Genomic DNA, 14,648 nt, shown 5'->3' on the forward strand with positions numbered 1-14,648 from the left:
GCGGATCACTCGAATCGCAGGGCAGCCACCGGATGCATGCGAGCGGCACGGATCGCGGGCAGAACGCTGGCGGTGGTCGCGATCGCGATCGCACCCGCCATCACCCAAGCCAACGTGAATGGGTTGAGGATCGTGGGGATCTCGGTGAAGTAATAAACCGTGGGGTCAAAGACTTCTTGCCCCGTGATTTTCTCAATCACCGCGGCGACGTCATTGATCTTGTGAACAAACACGATCCCACCGATCAGACCGACGCCGCTGCCGACGATGCCCAGCAACAGGCCGTAGCTGAGGAAGATGCTCATCACACCACTGCCGCTGGCACCAAGTGCTTTGAGCGTTCCGATGTCGCGTGTTTTTTCAACCACGATCATGAAGAAGGTGGCGAGGATGCCAAATCCAGCCACAGCAATGATCAAGAACAACAGGATGTTCAAGATCGTTGTTTCCAAGCGAACGGCGGCCAACAATGGGCCCTGCATGTCACGCCAAGTTTGGGTGCTGTAGGCATATGTGTCGGGTGGGAAACGCAAACGCAGAGCATCGCGTACGGCGTTCAGGTCCGCTCCTTCAATCAGTTTCAGTTGGATCGTGGTGATGCTGGTGGTGCCTGAGATCGGATCGATCATCCCGCGAAAATCTTGCAGTTGATCCAGACGCACGAAAGCAAACGTGCTGTCGTATTCGCTCATCCCGGATTCATACATGTCCACCACGGTGAACTTTTGGTTGACGACTTTGGGTTTGTCGGAGGCATTGGGGAACATCAGGCGAACGTCGTCGCCGGGGCGGCAATAGTAGTGATCGCGAACGTTGCCATCCGCGTCGCGTGACTTGTTGCTGCAGGTTGAGATTCCCAGGATGATGCCGGGGTACTGGTCGGCTTCGGGATCGAAATAGACGGGTGCTTCGCCGGCACCTTCTTCCCGAATTCCTTCGGGCACAATCGTGCCAATCGAAGGCCCGTCAAACCCGAACGAGGGACCGTCGGATTCGACCAACTCTGTGTTTTCGAGTTGTGGTTTGCCGCTGGCCAGGCGTGCCGCTTCTCGGCTCAGGTCTTCGATGCGTTTGCGTTCGGTTTCCCAGGCTTTTTCCATCCGCGCGTGATCGCGGCGGTACTTCCATCCGGAGTGAGGGAATCCTTCGCGAGCTTCTTCGTAGCCGTCTTCACGCAAGTCAAACGAAACCGCGGTTTGGTTTTCGGGGTGCAGGAGATAGCGGCCGAAGTGGCTGACGTTGTCATACGTTTTCGCGTCGATGCCGACGAGGTTGACGTGATGCGTGATCAGTTGGCCGTTGAAATCGATGCCGAGCATGCTGGGGACATGGACGCTGACCGAGGATCCTGCGATCTGGTCACCGACGATTCGGTTGATTTCCTCCAAGTGGGCATCGGGGTCGGGCATGCCTCCGGACGCGTGGCATTCGATGACGATGTCCGAGGCCAGCCCGTGCAGTCGCTCGTGCATTTCCGCAGAGAAACCAGCCATCACGCTGTTGACGACAATCAGAGTGGCCACGCCCAGCGTGACGCTGATGATCGAAGCCAAGGCGATGTAGCGGGTTCGCAAATAGCGAAAACAAAGCAGCAGTCGGTACATCCGAGTTCCTTCCCAGGGGGCGATCAAAAGGATGATCGGTTCGCGCGATCGGTACGGTCCTTCGTCCCAGGGGGTGTTTGTAGCGGTCCGAGGGAAACCGCGACAACGTCAATCTGGCGAAGTCGGCTCAAGTCCAACGTTCGAAATGCCGACACCCGACGCCCCGCGTCCAATGCGGTCGATGGAAATCGGAATTGCCGTCAAAACCGTTTCGGCGGAAGAGACAGAACACCAGAAAACCCGTGGGGAAGCCGCGAAGCCGTCTTTTCAAGCCTGCCGGATTCGCCTACATTCTCGCCCTCTCGAAACTCAATTTCGAGCGGCGGCATAGCTCAGCTGGTTAGAGCAGCGGAATCATAATCCGCGTGTCGGGGGTTCGAGTCCCTCTGCCGCTACTTTTAGGCCATCTCGGCCGAGACAATCCAAGCCAAACCCCGTGAATCGCGGCGTTTGGCTTTTTTTGTGCGCTCGCGTCTCTGAGGGCTGGCAATGATTGCTCTGGAGCCAGCGAGTGATTAGCTTCCGTCACGGGGCGGCTCCCCGACGGATGACAAAGCCGTGTATTGAGACACTTCGATCGATCAATTCTGCCTCTCCGGAACTCAAATGAAGTCTTTTGCGTTTGTGGCTGTCGCTTCTGTCTGGCTCTTGCTTTCGGAATGTCCTGCACAGGTTTTGGCTGGCGAGGGCGTTGCCGCGGCGCAGGCGAACCCCGGGACGGCAACGAGTCGACAACCCAATGTCATCTTGATCTTGGCGGACGACCTCGCGATCGGTGACTTGGCGGGCGGCGATGGCGAGCGGACAAGGACGCCGAATCTGGATCGGTTCGCCAAGCAGTCGGTGCAGTTTTCGCAGGCTTACAGTGGTTCTTGTGTTTGTGCACCTGCGCGAGCAGCGTTGCTGACGGGACGGTATCCCCACCGCACCGGCGTGGTGACGCTGAACATGAACAAGTACCCCAAGATGACCCGCCTGCGGCGTGATGAAACGACGATCGCCGATGTCTTGGGCGAGGCTGGCTACGCGACCGGTTTGGTTGGCAAGTGGCACACCGGACGAGGCGACGGGTTTCATCCGCTGGACCGCGGCTTCGATGAGTTCGAGGGCTTCTTTGGTTCCGACGACGTCCACTATTTCAAGTATCCATTCTCGCAGCAGCGAACGATCAGCGACGTGGAAGATCAGTATCTGACCGATGATCTGACTCGCCGAGCGATCGATTTTGTGCACCGACACCAGGAGCATCCGTTTTTCCTGCACCTGGCGCACTACGCACCGCACCGTCCGTTGGAGGCGCCGCCTGAAATCATCGCACGTTATCTTGACCAGGGATTCAATGAATCGACGGCGACGATCTATGCCATGATCGAGGTGATGGATCGAGGGATTGGCGAACTGCTCGCCGAGTTGGAAGGTTTGGGCCTGGCCGACAACACGATTGTCATCTTTGCGAGTGACAACGGCCCCGACCCGGTGACGGGTGAGCGATTCAATCATGAGTTGCGAGGCACGAAGTATCAAGTCGATGAGGGCGGCATCCGCGTGCCCTTGTTCATTCGTTGGGCGAATCGGTTCACGCCGGGCCAGCGAGATCAGATGGTCACGTTTGTGGATCTGATGCCAACGATCTTGGATCTTTGCCGCGTCCAGGTGCCCACGAACAACCAAGTGGATGGGGAGAGTTTTGTGCCGGTGCTGAACAATGCCTCGGCCAGTCATTCCACCACGCGATTCTGGCAATGGAATCGGGCGCATCCGAATTACACCCACAACGCAGCGGTTCGCCGGGGCCAGTTCAAGCTCGTGCGACCCTTTGTGACTCGCAGTGCAAAGCTGAAGGATTCGACCGAACCGGAGGTGCTTTACGATCTGCAAAACGATCCGACCGAGTCTCGTGATGTGACGGACAAGCACCCCGACGTCGCGCGGCAACTCAGCCGTGAACTCAAGCAGTGGTGCGATAGTGTCGAGCGGGATCGAGTCCGTTCCAAAGCGATCCCTGCGGATACCAAGTAGTTTCGCCCAGTCGTTTCCATCTGGCTCAATCGCTGTCGCGTTTTTTCGTGGCGGCTGTCAGCGACAAACGTGGAGGCGGGCGAGTTACAATCGCTCCTTTTAGGTGGCGCCGACCGCATCCTTGCGGACTGCTCTGTGCGAGCTGAACTGGGTCTGGGGGTGATGACGCGGGATTCGTCGTGATGAAGAAGTGGAAGGCGGGCAATCCAAATGAACCTGACTTGCCAAGCAGTTTGCAACCCGTCGCACCCATTTGGCTTTCCGATGACAACGTTTCCCATTTTCGAAGTCGATCGCGATCTTGCTCGCAACCTGGAACAGCTTGGCACCAAACGGAAGTTCTGGTTCAGACGTCCGGGAGAATCGACGGAGTGGTTGTTCAAGGCGGAGGAACGCAATACCGGGGAGGACTGGGCCGAAAGAATTGCCTGTGAACTTTGTGAGCTACTCGGCATTCCGCACGTTCACTACGAGTTGGCGGTAGAGGTGCCGACGAAGACTCCTGGCGTCATCTGTCCCAACATCGCTGACGCACCCAAACGGCTGGATCTCGGAAATCAATTGCTCAGCGAGTATGACGAGACTTACCCAAGAGATGACGGCGAGAAATACGGGGTGCGACAGCACACGATTGAAGCGGTCGCAAACGCGGCACAAAAACTCGACCTTCCAGACCATTCGTTCTGCCGAGATCTCCCTTCCGGCGTGCGGTCGGCGGTCGATGTCTTTTGTGGATATTTGATGCTGGATGTGTTGATCGCCAACCAGGATCGGCATCATCAAAACTGGGGAGCGATCCGCGCACGGCAGGCGTCGCTCGCCCCGACATTTGATCACGGCGCGGCACTCGCCCGAAACGAACCCGAGGAGAAACGGAAGCGTCGTCTTTATGGCCCCGATCCGCGATACAACGTCGAGAATTTCGCGACAAAAGCCCGATCCTCGCTGTACGGTCGCGAAACCGACGAACGGGTGTTGGGTACACTGGACGCCTTCGTGGCGTTTGCGGAACGATGTCCTGTTGCGGCCTCGGCTTGGCGTGAGCGACTGCGTTTGGTAACGAGAGAAGAGCTCGAGTCGATCGCGAGCCGCGTTCCTGCCACTCGAATGACCGATGTGGCTCGCAATTTCACGGTCGAATTATTGCTGATCAATCAACGACGAATTTTGGAGACGGACTTTTCCTGATGAATCCTCGTTTATATGTCGCTTGGCGAGCCGAGACACTCAATCCGGTCTGGGGACCGGTTGGACGATTGTCGCAGTCAAGTGGCGTGTACTCGTTTTGCTACACGCGGGGGGCGATGACGCTGCCGGGGTTTGAACCATTCAGCGGGATGGAGGATCTGAGCCGCGTCTACGAATCGCGAAGACTGTTTCCGTTGTTCGAGAATCGATTGTTGCCCAAGTCGCGACCGGAGTACCGGAAGTATTTGCACTGGAGCGGATTTGATCCCGACGACCCGCCACAACCGTTGGTGTTATTAGGCCGCACCGAAGGACGCAAGCAGACCGATTCGGTCGAGGTGTTCCCGCAACCGGTTCCCGATTCGCACGGGTGTTACGTCAATTACTTTTTCGCTCATGGCGTTCGCTATCATTTGCCCAACGCCGCACCGGTGCTCGACAACCTGCATATCGGCGATCGTGTGACGCTGCGGCCGCAACCGCAGAATCCGAACGACGCCAATGCAGTGGCCATTTCCGTGGGCGAAACACCGCTGGGCTACGTCCCGAAGTATCTGGCTGCGGACGTTGGACGACTGATTCGAGAATGTCCGGAGACGACAATCAAGCTGACGGTCGAGCGAATCAACCCGGACGCTCCGACCCAACAACGATTGCTGTGCCGATTGGACGCATGCTGGCCGCCGGGTTTTCAGCCATGTCAGGATGACACCTTCCAGCCGTTGGTGGACGGTTGCAAGGTCTGACGCATGATCGCTCCGAGATTTTATTTCGACGCAACCGACGCTGATTTGGGTTTAAGCGACGGCCCGTGGCCCGGACATCGCTCCAGAGGACTTGCACAGGATCGAGTCCGTTCCAAAGCGATCCCTGCGGATACCAAGTCGTTTCGCCCAGTCGTTTCCATCTGGCTCAATCGCTGTCGCGTTTTTTCGTGGCGGCTGCCAGCAACAAAGCGGGGCGGACGAGTTACAATCTCTCCTTTTTAGGGGATGCCGACCACACCTTGCGGGCTGTTTTGTTTGAGCTGAACGGGGGCTTGGGTGGCGGACGAGCGATTCGTGGTGATGGAGACGAAGATGGCGGGCAATCCAAATGAAACTGACTTGCCAAGCAGTTTGGGGACACGTAGGCGACGATCTGGGCTGCTGAAGAGTCTGATCGTTTGGTTGGTGGCAGGTGGTTGCTTGGCGAGTTTCTCGAGGGCCGTGCAAGCGGACTATGCGATTTATCAGATCCCGGGAACGGACGCGGGTTTGTTGTTGGAAGGCAAGACGAACTACAACCCGGGCGGCACGGTCACGTTTCGTCATCCACGCGGGTCGCTGTATTTCAACGCTCGTGATTTGAAGGTGATTCAAACGCCAACCCGGCAGACCATCTTCCAACGCAAGTCGGGGAAGATCCTCCGCGAGAAGACGGTCGACAACTATATCCAGTTGGCCCAGTGGGCGCTTCAGCATGGGATGCTGAAGGAGTGCAAGTCATTGCTGAGTGATGCTTGGAAGCTGGATCCGACCGATGTCAAAATTAAAAAATTGGCGTCTTTGATGGTGCACATCAATCGGGCTGTTCCCAATGATTCCGCCAGCGAAGCTCACGTTCGAAACCTGATTGGTGGGAGTCGGATGGAGATGTCGCGGAGCAGGCACTTTGCATTGTTCCACGACCCTCAAACCGAAAAGGATGCGGTGACCAAGATGACTCGGGCGGAGATGCGTCTGGAGTTGTTGGAGAAAGTCTACGAGTCGTACTTTTTGACGTTTGCCCTGCGTGGTTTTTATTTGAAACCGCCAAGCGAACCGCTCAACGCGGTCTTGTTCTCGCAGCACAAGGATTTCTTGTTGATGGAACGACGGCTTGAAATGGGGCTCAAGCAGGTCGCTGGTTTTTATCTTCCCGACGAAAATATCTCGTTCTTCTACGACTCCGGGACCAGCGAGGTCTTTCAGTATCTCATTGAGTTGACGGACGAACTGAATGAATTGAAAGAGCAGGCCCGGCGGAATCGCAGTCCCAACGCTGCCAACATCATTCGGCTTGCCAACACGGTTTCGTTGCTGGTTGATATTGAACACGAGAGCGAGGATGTGGCGACGGTTTCCCACGAGGCGGTTCACCATTTGGCGGCCAACACGGGGCTGTTCCCACGCGACGGGGTGTTCATTCGTTGGGTCCACGAAGGTTTGGCGTCGTACTTTGAATCGTCCAAGTTGGCGGTGTGGAGCGGCGTCGGCGTCGTCGATGAAAGTCGGATCAGTTACTACCGTGCCTTGGAAGGCGACACGATTCGCGGCAGTGTGGAGTTCATCGTTTCGGACCTGGGGTTCCTCGTCGAGACGGCGCTCGGAGATCAATTGCCCGCGTACGGGCAGGCTTGGGCGCTGACGCATTATTTGTTCACGGAACGATTCGATGAATTGATTCAGTTCTATGGCAAGTCGCGGAAGATTCCCGCTGACACTCCTCCGAAGGAAAAAGCCATCAAGTTGGTGGAGCTCTTCGGTGAGTGCTTTGGCGATCAAGTCACATTGGAATTGGAGTGGCGACGCTACATGCGAACTCTGAAGACGGACATGGAACAATTGGCGGAGGAGTTGTGAGCATGCAGACTCGAACAAAATGCGGCTGGGTCGCGGCAGGCTGGATGGTGTGGTTGGGCGTCGCGTGTGGGAGCCTGCCCGGGCAGGATGTCGCCTACGTTCCCAAGGCCGGGCAAACGTTTGATTACGGCATTGAATTCCGCATCATGGAACGAACCGAAGGCGAACGGAATCCAATCCAAGTCCGACAGCGATGTCGGTTGCGTTTTGTCGTCTCCGAGTCGGACTCGAATGAATGGTCGGGAACCTACCGGACGATTCCATTCCGAGGAAACAAATTGATGAGCAGCAAGGAAGCTTTGGCGACCTATCACCGACGCACTCGGGAATCGTACGAGGCTGGGCCATCGAATCACTTTGGCCCGGCGCCGCCTGATCCCGGGATGGCTCGCCTTCAGCAGGTGGCGAGTCAGAGAGCCGCGGCGGTTCAAAAGGAACAGCAACGCCGAATTCTCTACGAGTTGGAACGTTATCCAGGACTGTTTCAATTTTGTGAGGGAGAAATCACTTGCACTCGGTCGGGAGCGATGCGAGGCAGAGGCAGCGTCGGCACCCTGCCCTTCGCCGCGGGTCCCGTTGCGGGATTGGTGTTTCTGCAACTGCCAAAGGACGGGAAGACACAGTCCGGCTTCAGCACGCGAAGCGTCGGCAAGTTGAATTTGGTTTCCTCGTCCAGTGATCAGGTGGCCAAGTCAGACCTGTCCGTTCTCTCGTTGCTGACGCCTCGCGAGTCATCGCAGGATGCGCATCTGGCGTTTGATCGTGAAGTCGAGATATCGGGTGGTGTGACGGCGGGAAACAAGCTGACGCTTTCGGGGTCGGGCATGTGGGAGTTCTCAACCGAAATGGGCATGCCGTACGCCGGGAGCGTGGACTACCAGATCGAAGGTGCAAGCTATGTTGGCAAAGCAGATCAATTCGACTTGCGAATCGGCTTTCACTATCTCGACCCCGTTCGAGCGATGCTGTTCGACAATGACCTGTTGCCAACGATGGATGCTTTTGACGCCAGCAATCTGCCGCGATTGACCATGAAGCAGCAATCGGAGATGACGAAGCATTGGGAGCCTCGGCCAAAGAGAAGCAGCTACCGCCCGAATTTGGCTGTGGGGGTTCAGTTGGTGCAGATCGCTTCCAACAGCGCTCCGCCGCCAGCGAATTCAAAGTTGCAGCGTCTGCTCGAAGAACGACTCCGTGACGAATCCGATTGGAAGGAGGACATTCATTTCGAGTCCATTTTGAGTCGCTGGGATTCGATTCGGAAAGCAGCGACCAAATTCCCGCGGGAGTGGTCGGACCCAAGCGGCTCGTTCACGATCCAAGCGATGTTGCAATCGGTCGATCAGGCATCGGTTTCGCTGTTGCGGTTGGACACTCGACAAGTGATTTCGGTGCCGCTGGAGAAACTCAGTGACGAGGACGTTGAGTTCGCTCGCACCTTTGGTGTGCGGGATCAGGGATCTTGATCGCGGTGTCACCTGGTTTGTCTTCTCGCACGCCCTGCCATTGTTCACGGTTTGTCTTTGATTCCCAAACCGTGCTGCAGCACCATTTTTCGGGAATAGGCCAGGATTTCAACACCGATCTCGGTGACGATGACGCGGCCTTTGGCGAGCCAAGAACTGGCGAAGGCCCACACCGCGATCCATTCGGCCCAGAACAAAAAGTTGTACCCGTTCAGCCAGTCCTTCCAGTCTTGTGGGAGCAGCACCATGTAACCGCCCATGGCAAACGTGATGAACAGAATCACCAAGCCGCTGGTTCGAAAAGCGAACGATCGTTCGAACAAATGGGACTCCGCTTCTCGCTGGGAATCACGGGGAAAGTGGTACAGGGAATAGAACGCCAGGGTGACAAAGAAAACACCGCCACTGATGGTGTGAACGTAGCCCACCAGTGATTTCTGAATCAACGGATCGCTGCCATAGTCCAGAGGAAAGAGTGCGATGCCAATGGCGGCAGCCGAACCGATGTTGGCAGTCCAGTTTTCAATTCGGTCGTACCCGCGATAGCAGAAAAGGAAAATGCCGATCGCACAGAGCGTTCCCACGAACACGTCTCGTAGCGGCGTGTGATAGTAGCTGCTCATGTTCTCTTGGATATCGATGCCCAACAGCATCCCTCCAGGACCAAGCAGCAATGGCAGCAGCAAACCGCTCCATCCAATCGCCCGGCGGATGTCCAGGTACGACAGGACCAAGTGATCCATCATGGTGCCGGATGAGTCGCCCGGGTGGGACGTTGAGTTGGGAAGGCTCATTGGTCTGATGTCGCCATTTGGGCGGTCGTTGAGGGGACATGGAGTCATCGGCGGTTGTCCCAATCTCTTGGCAACCGCGATTTGTTTCCAGGGGACGATTGTGAGCATGCATTCGGTGAATGGGAGGATCGGAAACCAAACCGTCATCAATTTTGCTTACAATGTTGAACCACGATGCATCCGGCTCACCAGTCAAACGTTGGCGGATGCCTCGCCGAGTCGGCTTGAAGGCTGATTCTGGTTTCCCACCCAACCCGCCCGCCTCTTTGATCGATTGATCCTGGACGCTTCGAAATCGAAGCATCCAAGACCGCCCACCGATCGTCACTGCCCCCGCTTTCGTTTCGCATGCTCGTTTGCGGTGTGATTTGGAAAGTGTTGTGTGATGAAAGGATGGGAGATTCGATCCAACCAAGGATTTCGCCATGAATAAGCGTTCTCAGCATCCTGATGTGCAGTCTTCTTTGCCCGCGCAACCAAACCTTCGGAGGCGTGATCGTCGTTTGTTTTTGAAGGCGGGGGCGGCCCTGGGGGCGACCGTCGCGGCTCGTCCTGTGCTCGCCGAAACATCGGCCAAGAAGTCGCCCAACGAAGTCATCCGAGTTGGGATCATGGGGGTCAACAATCGCGGTGCCGCGTTGGCCAAAGGGTTCATCAAAGACCCCGGATCTGATGTGGTCGCGATTTGCGACGTGGATTCGAGGGCGTCCGAGAAGGTGGCGGCTTCCGCTGCAGACAGCCAAGGCCATCGCCCCCAGACTTTCGTTGACGTTCGAAAGATGCTCGATGAAGGCAACATCGATGCCTTGGTGGTGGCCGCGCCCAACCACTGGCACGCGCCCGCGACGATTTTAGGATGTGCGGCGGGGAAGCATGTCTATGTTGAAAAACCATGCAGCCAGACTGCGGAAGAAGGCGTCTTGGCGGTGCAGGCGGCACGGAAGCACAACCGAGTGGTCCAGATGGGGTCACAGCGTCGCAGTTGGCCGGCCGTCATGCAGGCCATTGATCTCGTCCATTCGGGAGGCATCGGCAAGGTTTCCTATTCACGCAGTTGGTACAACAACCGACGTCCATCGATCGGGCATGGCAAGACGGCCGCTGCACCGGATTGGTTGAACTGGGATCTGTGGCAAGGGCCCGCTCCGCGACGCGAATACGTGGACAATCTGATTCACTACAACTGGCACTGGCGTTGGCACTGGGGCAACGGTGAACTGGGGAACAATGGCATCCATGTCTTGGATTTGGCTCGTTGGGGATTGGATGTCACCACACCCAGTCGAGTGCGGGCGGGCGGAGGCAAGTACCGTCATGACGACGATCAAGAAACACCCGACACGATGATGGTGACGTACGATTTTCCCGAAGGAAAAACGGCCACCTGGGAAGGGCTCAGTTGGTCGCCCTTGGGGCCTCATGACGCAGCGGTGGGAGTCAGTTTTCACGGCAGCGAAGGTTCCATCATCGTCCGGGGCAACGGTTTCACTCGGTTCGATGACCGCAATAAAGAAATCGAAACCGTTAACGGTGAAGGTGGCGACACCAGCCACCTTGCCGATTTCTTGGACGCCATCCGCACCGGGCGACGCCCCAATGCGGACATTCAGGAAGCCCATCGGAGCACGTTGCTTTGTCACCTTGGCAACATGGCCTACCGCAGTTCGTCGGAGTTGGAAATTGACCCGGCCAGCGGCAAACCGCTCGGCAACCCCGAGGCATTGGCGTTGTGGGGACGAGAGTATGAACCCGGCTGGGAGCCAAAGGTCTGAGTCGCTGCGGTTGGCTCGGCTTCGTCAATTCAACTGGTTTTTCTTCTTTGTTTTCTGAGTGGTTCTATGCGTGCTGGTGTGGTTGGTTTTGCAATGTTTCTTTGCTTGAGTGCTTTGTCTTCTGTCTCGGTGGTGTCGGCGGAGGAACCGGTTCGAATTGGCATCATTGGTTTGGACACGTCCCATTCGCCAGCGTTTGCGAAAGAGTTCAACGCCGAACGCTCGGGCGATGATCCGTTGGCTGGTTTTCGCGTCGTTGCCGCCTATCCCTACGGAAGCAAAACGATCGAGTCCAGCAGCAGCCGAATCCCCGGCTACACCGAGCAGCTGAAGTCGATGGGAATTGAGATTGTTGATTCAATCAGCGATCTGTTGTCCAAGGTGGACTGCGTGTTGCTCGAAACCAACGACGGGACGCTGCATCACGAACAAGCGTTGCAGGTCTTCGCGGCCGGGAAGCCGGTGTTCATCGACAAACCCGTTGGGGCGAACCTGGCCGAAACGATTGCCATTTACGAAGCGGCGAAGCACTACAAGGTGCCGATGTTCTCGAGTTCTTCGCTGCGTTACAGCCACGGCGCCCAAGCCATCCGTGGTGGTTCCGTGGGCAAGGTGCTGGGGTGCAGCGCACACAGCCCGTGCAAGATCGAGCCGTCACACGTGGACTTGTATTGGTATGGGATCCATGGCGTCGAAACCCTTTACACCTGCATGGGCGTGGGGTGCGAGACGGTTTCCCACACTTCGACGGAGGACTTTGAATTTGCAGTCGGCCGTTGGAATGACGGACGAATCGGAACGTTTCGAGGGATCCGAGCCGGCAGCTCCGGCTACGGCGGAATGGTCTACGGAGAAAAGGCCATTCAGGAAATTGGAAAGTACGACGGTTACCGCCCCTTGCTCGTCGAGATCGCCAAATTCTTCCGCACCGGCGAATCGCCGATCGAATCCGCGGAAACGATCGAGCTGTACGCCTTCATGCAAGCCGCTTTCGAAAGCAAACGCCAAGGTGGCATTCCGGTCGCGATTGAGACCGTGATGCAAGCGGCCCAAGTCAAAGCCGGCGAGCTGAACCAGTCGCTCTCTGAGTGAAGCGGATGGACGCCTCCTAAGCCTGGCATCGCTGGGATCGATCACTGGCGTCTGGAATGAGAGTAGAACATTTGTCCCCAAATGTTTGCGTGGTCGGTCGCTGTCGTCGAGCCATGTGACGCGAACGGTTGGAGATGGGCTTGGTTGCCATGAGGCTTGGCGTTTGAGAGTTGCCCGAAGGAACAGTTGAGGACAACGGTTCGACTCTGACGTCGCTCACCCACCTGTCGCCAAACGAAGTGCCGTGCAGTTCTTACGTGCTGTTCCAGTAACGTCTTAAGAACCCCGCCCGACGAAGGAGTTCGCGCGGTTAGATTTCACCCTCCCTTTGGGAGGGTCGGCCCACTTCGGGCCGGGGAGGGGCACGCGCTGGATCCAATGCTGAGCCCTCCCCTCGCCTCGCTCGACCCTCCCAGAGGGAGGGTGATGATAAACGCTTGGCAACACAGCACTTAAGAGCTGCACCGCCTCCAGTGTTCCGAGGAGGTCCAGTGACTCGCTCTGCCCTCGCGAATTCGCAGGCGGCACTCGCCACAACGGCAAGTCGTGGTGCCCGGAAACCCGTGACAAGAAAAGTTATGCCGTTTGGGTGGTGATCAGGCTCCTCATGCAGGGATTTGTTTAAAAGTGTCTCTTGTCCCGGGGGCCCCTTTGTGGGTGGCTTACCTCAAGAGGGGTTTGGCCCCTTCTTTTAGGTGTTTTTGGCAAAACAATCGACACCAAGGTTTGATAGTGGTGTTCAAGTGAATATAAACTATGTGAAAAATTCGCATATGCAAACGGCGAGAATTGTTTCGCTCGGTTGATAATATTTCCAAACAGCACTATTGAACCCAAGGAATGTTTACATGTTAAGTAAAAGCCCTTCTCGCCGCGGCTTCACGCTGGTCGAGTTGCTCGTCGTGATCGCCATCATCGGCGTTCTGGTCGGGTTGTTGTTGCCTGCCGTTCAGGCCGCTCGCGAAGCCGCACGACGGATGAGTTGCAGCAACAATTTCAAGCAACTCGGTCTGGCGATGCACAATTACCACAGCGCCTACAACGGGGCTCCGATGCATGGTGTGGGAACCGACGCCGGGGATGGCAGCCACAACTGGTGGACCAGCTACACGACCCACAACTACTGGCGATTGAACGCTTTGGTGGGGATGACCCCTTTCATGGAGCAGCAAGCTTTGTGGGAGCAGATCACCAACCCGAACTCGGAGCGAACCGACGGCAACACGGGAGCAGCGATTGGCGTGGTAACCAATCCTTGGCCTCCGATGGGACCAGCCCCTGACAATGTCCAGTACAAACCTTGGGCCACGGAGCTCCCGACTCTGCGTTGTCCGAGCGATCCAGGCGAAGGTTTGCCCAGCCTTGGTCGGACGAACTATGCGATGTCGATGGGTGACTCGTTTTGGTGGTCGATGGAAGGAAAGTTGCGTCCAGCCAATCCAGGCAATGCCAGCACCTATGCCCAAAATTCACGTGCTGCCAACCGCGGTTTCTTTGTAATGCATTCGCAAACGAAGTTCCGTGATGTGCTGGATGGCCTGTCCAACACGATCGCAATGGCTGAGATCGCGACGGACTTGGGGGACGGCGACAATCGGACCCGTGGGAAAGTGCATACCGGCGGTCAGGGTGCTCAAGCGTCGATGCGTGACAATCCCAAGCTTTGCATCGAAGACACGTCGCCGATGATTGATCCAACCCGTCCACAGTTTTGGGTCAACAGCGGGTTGGAAAGCGTTCTCAAGGGCCGTGGTTACCGTTGGGCAGATTCCCAGAACGCTCAATCGAACGTTCACACCATCTTGCCACCCAACGCACCACTGTGTGTCGCTCATGACTCCAATGGTGCCTCGCTGATGACCGCCTCTAGTCGTCACCAGGGTGGGGTGCATGTGTTGATGGGCGACGGTGCCGTGAAGTTCATCACTTCTTCAATCGAAGCCGGGAACCAGAACAGTCCAGTGGTTCACCTCGGCGGCAACGCTGCCAACCTCAATCAGCCTGGGTCAAAAAGCCCATTCGGATTGTGGGGCTCATTGGGATCCCGTGCATCACGCGAAGTGATCGACGGCGAATTCTAAGGTCGTTCGACACCCATCATTGAATTGCT

The 14,648-nt window shown here is 56.8% G+C and carries 10 protein-coding genes and 1 tRNA gene; 9 read left to right on the plus strand and 2 right to left on the minus strand.

Annotated features, from left to right (window positions below):
- Positions 1 to 5: 5 nt before the first annotated feature.
- Positions 6 to 1,604 (minus strand): ABC transporter permease, encoded by a 1,599-nt coding sequence (locus RISK_RS16885; protein ID WP_047815483.1) that lies wholly within the window; start codon positions 1,602 to 1,604, stop codon positions 6 to 8.
- A gap of 321 nt (positions 1,605 to 1,925) precedes the next feature.
- On the opposite strand from RISK_RS16885, the gene RISK_RS16890 reads away from it, so the two are divergent.
- The 6 genes from RISK_RS16890 (at position 1,926) to RISK_RS16920 (ending at position 8,880) form a co-directional block, all read left to right on the plus strand.
- A tRNA-Met gene (locus RISK_RS16890) sits at positions 1,926 to 1,999 on the plus strand.
- A 211-nt stretch (positions 2,000 to 2,210) separates the two neighbouring features.
- A complete protein-coding gene (locus RISK_RS16895) occupies positions 2,211 to 3,623 on the plus strand; it encodes an arylsulfatase (protein WP_047815484.1) in 1,413 nt (470 codons plus the stop codon).
- A gap of 264 nt (positions 3,624 to 3,887) precedes the next feature.
- Entirely contained in the window at positions 3,888 to 4,811 is a 924-nt protein-coding gene (locus RISK_RS16900) for a HipA domain-containing protein (protein WP_047815603.1), read from the plus strand.
- Complete coding sequence (locus RISK_RS16905) at positions 4,811 to 5,557, plus strand: HIRAN domain-containing protein (protein ID WP_083435014.1); 747 nt, start codon at positions 4,811 to 4,813, stop codon at positions 5,555 to 5,557. Before RISK_RS16900 ends, RISK_RS16905 begins: the two co-directional genes overlap by 1 nt.
- A 333-nt stretch (positions 5,558 to 5,890) precedes the next feature.
- Positions 5,891 to 7,414 carry a DUF1570 domain-containing protein gene (locus RISK_RS16915; protein WP_047815486.1) on the plus strand — a complete coding sequence of 508 codons (1,524 nt, stop codon included), beginning with the start codon at positions 5,891 to 5,893 and terminating at the stop codon, positions 7,412 to 7,414.
- A 2-nt stretch (positions 7,415 to 7,416) separates the two neighbouring features.
- Positions 7,417 to 8,880: an SHD1 domain-containing protein gene (locus RISK_RS16920; RefSeq protein ID WP_102017614.1), complete on the plus strand. Its 1,464-nt coding sequence runs from the start codon at positions 7,417 to 7,419 to the stop codon at positions 8,878 to 8,880.
- Between the two features lie 44 nt (positions 8,881 to 8,924).
- Here RISK_RS16920 and RISK_RS16925 read toward each other — a convergent pair whose 3' ends face one another.
- Positions 8,925 to 9,674, minus strand: a complete 750-nt coding sequence (locus tag RISK_RS16925; protein WP_047815606.1) for a hypothetical protein — start codon at positions 9,672 to 9,674, stop codon at positions 8,925 to 8,927.
- Positions 9,675 to 10,099: 425 nt separating this feature from the next.
- On the opposite strand from RISK_RS16925, the gene RISK_RS16930 reads away from it, so the two are divergent.
- The 3 genes from RISK_RS16930 to RISK_RS16940 all read left to right on the plus strand — a co-directional run bounded on the left by RISK_RS16930 (position 10,100) and on the right by RISK_RS16940 (position 14,619).
- Positions 10,100 to 11,446 carry a Gfo/Idh/MocA family protein gene (locus tag RISK_RS16930; protein ID WP_047815487.1) on the plus strand — a complete coding sequence of 449 codons (1,347 nt, stop codon included), beginning with the start codon at positions 10,100 to 10,102 and terminating at the stop codon, positions 11,444 to 11,446.
- 66 nt (positions 11,447 to 11,512) lie between these two features.
- On the plus strand, positions 11,513 to 12,538 hold the full coding sequence (locus tag RISK_RS16935) for a Gfo/Idh/MocA family protein (protein WP_047815488.1): 1,026 nt from the start codon (positions 11,513 to 11,515) through the stop codon (positions 12,536 to 12,538).
- 848 nt (positions 12,539 to 13,386) lie between these two features.
- Positions 13,387 to 14,619 (plus strand): DUF1559 domain-containing protein, encoded by a 1,233-nt coding sequence (locus RISK_RS16940; RefSeq protein ID WP_047815489.1) that lies wholly within the window; start codon positions 13,387 to 13,389, stop codon positions 14,617 to 14,619.
- Positions 14,620 to 14,648 lie beyond the last annotated feature (29 nt).

It is taken from the genome of Rhodopirellula islandica, assembly GCF_001027925.1.
Lineage (GTDB): Bacteria > Planctomycetota > Planctomycetia > Pirellulales > Pirellulaceae > Rhodopirellula > Rhodopirellula islandica.

What these genes read in the sequence shown, in the direction of transcription:
- RISK_RS16885 (WP_047815483.1), bottom strand. Translation starts at nt 1,604, where the DNA reads ATGTACCGACTGCTGCTTTGTTTTCGCTATTTGCGAACCCGCTACATC.
- RISK_RS16895 (WP_047815484.1), top strand. Translation starts at nt 2,211, where the DNA reads ATGAAGTCTTTTGCGTTTGTGGCTGTCGCTTCTGTCTGGCTCTTGCTT.
- RISK_RS16900 (WP_047815603.1), top strand. Translation starts at nt 3,888, where the DNA reads ATGACAACGTTTCCCATTTTCGAAGTCGATCGCGATCTTGCTCGCAAC.
- RISK_RS16905 (WP_083435014.1), top strand. Translation starts at nt 4,811, where the DNA reads ATGAATCCTCGTTTATATGTCGCTTGGCGAGCCGAGACACTCAATCCG.
- RISK_RS16915 (WP_047815486.1), top strand. Translation starts at nt 5,891, where the DNA reads ATGGCGGGCAATCCAAATGAAACTGACTTGCCAAGCAGTTTGGGGACA.
- RISK_RS16920 (WP_102017614.1), top strand. Translation starts at nt 7,417, where the DNA reads ATGCAGACTCGAACAAAATGCGGCTGGGTCGCGGCAGGCTGGATGGTG.
- RISK_RS16925 (WP_047815606.1), bottom strand. Translation starts at nt 9,674, where the DNA reads ATGAGCCTTCCCAACTCAACGTCCCACCCGGGCGACTCATCCGGCACC.
- RISK_RS16930 (WP_047815487.1), top strand. Translation starts at nt 10,100, where the DNA reads ATGAATAAGCGTTCTCAGCATCCTGATGTGCAGTCTTCTTTGCCCGCG.
- RISK_RS16935 (WP_047815488.1), top strand. Translation starts at nt 11,513, where the DNA reads ATGCGTGCTGGTGTGGTTGGTTTTGCAATGTTTCTTTGCTTGAGTGCT.
- RISK_RS16940 (WP_047815489.1), top strand. Translation starts at nt 13,387, where the DNA reads ATGTTAAGTAAAAGCCCTTCTCGCCGCGGCTTCACGCTGGTCGAGTTG.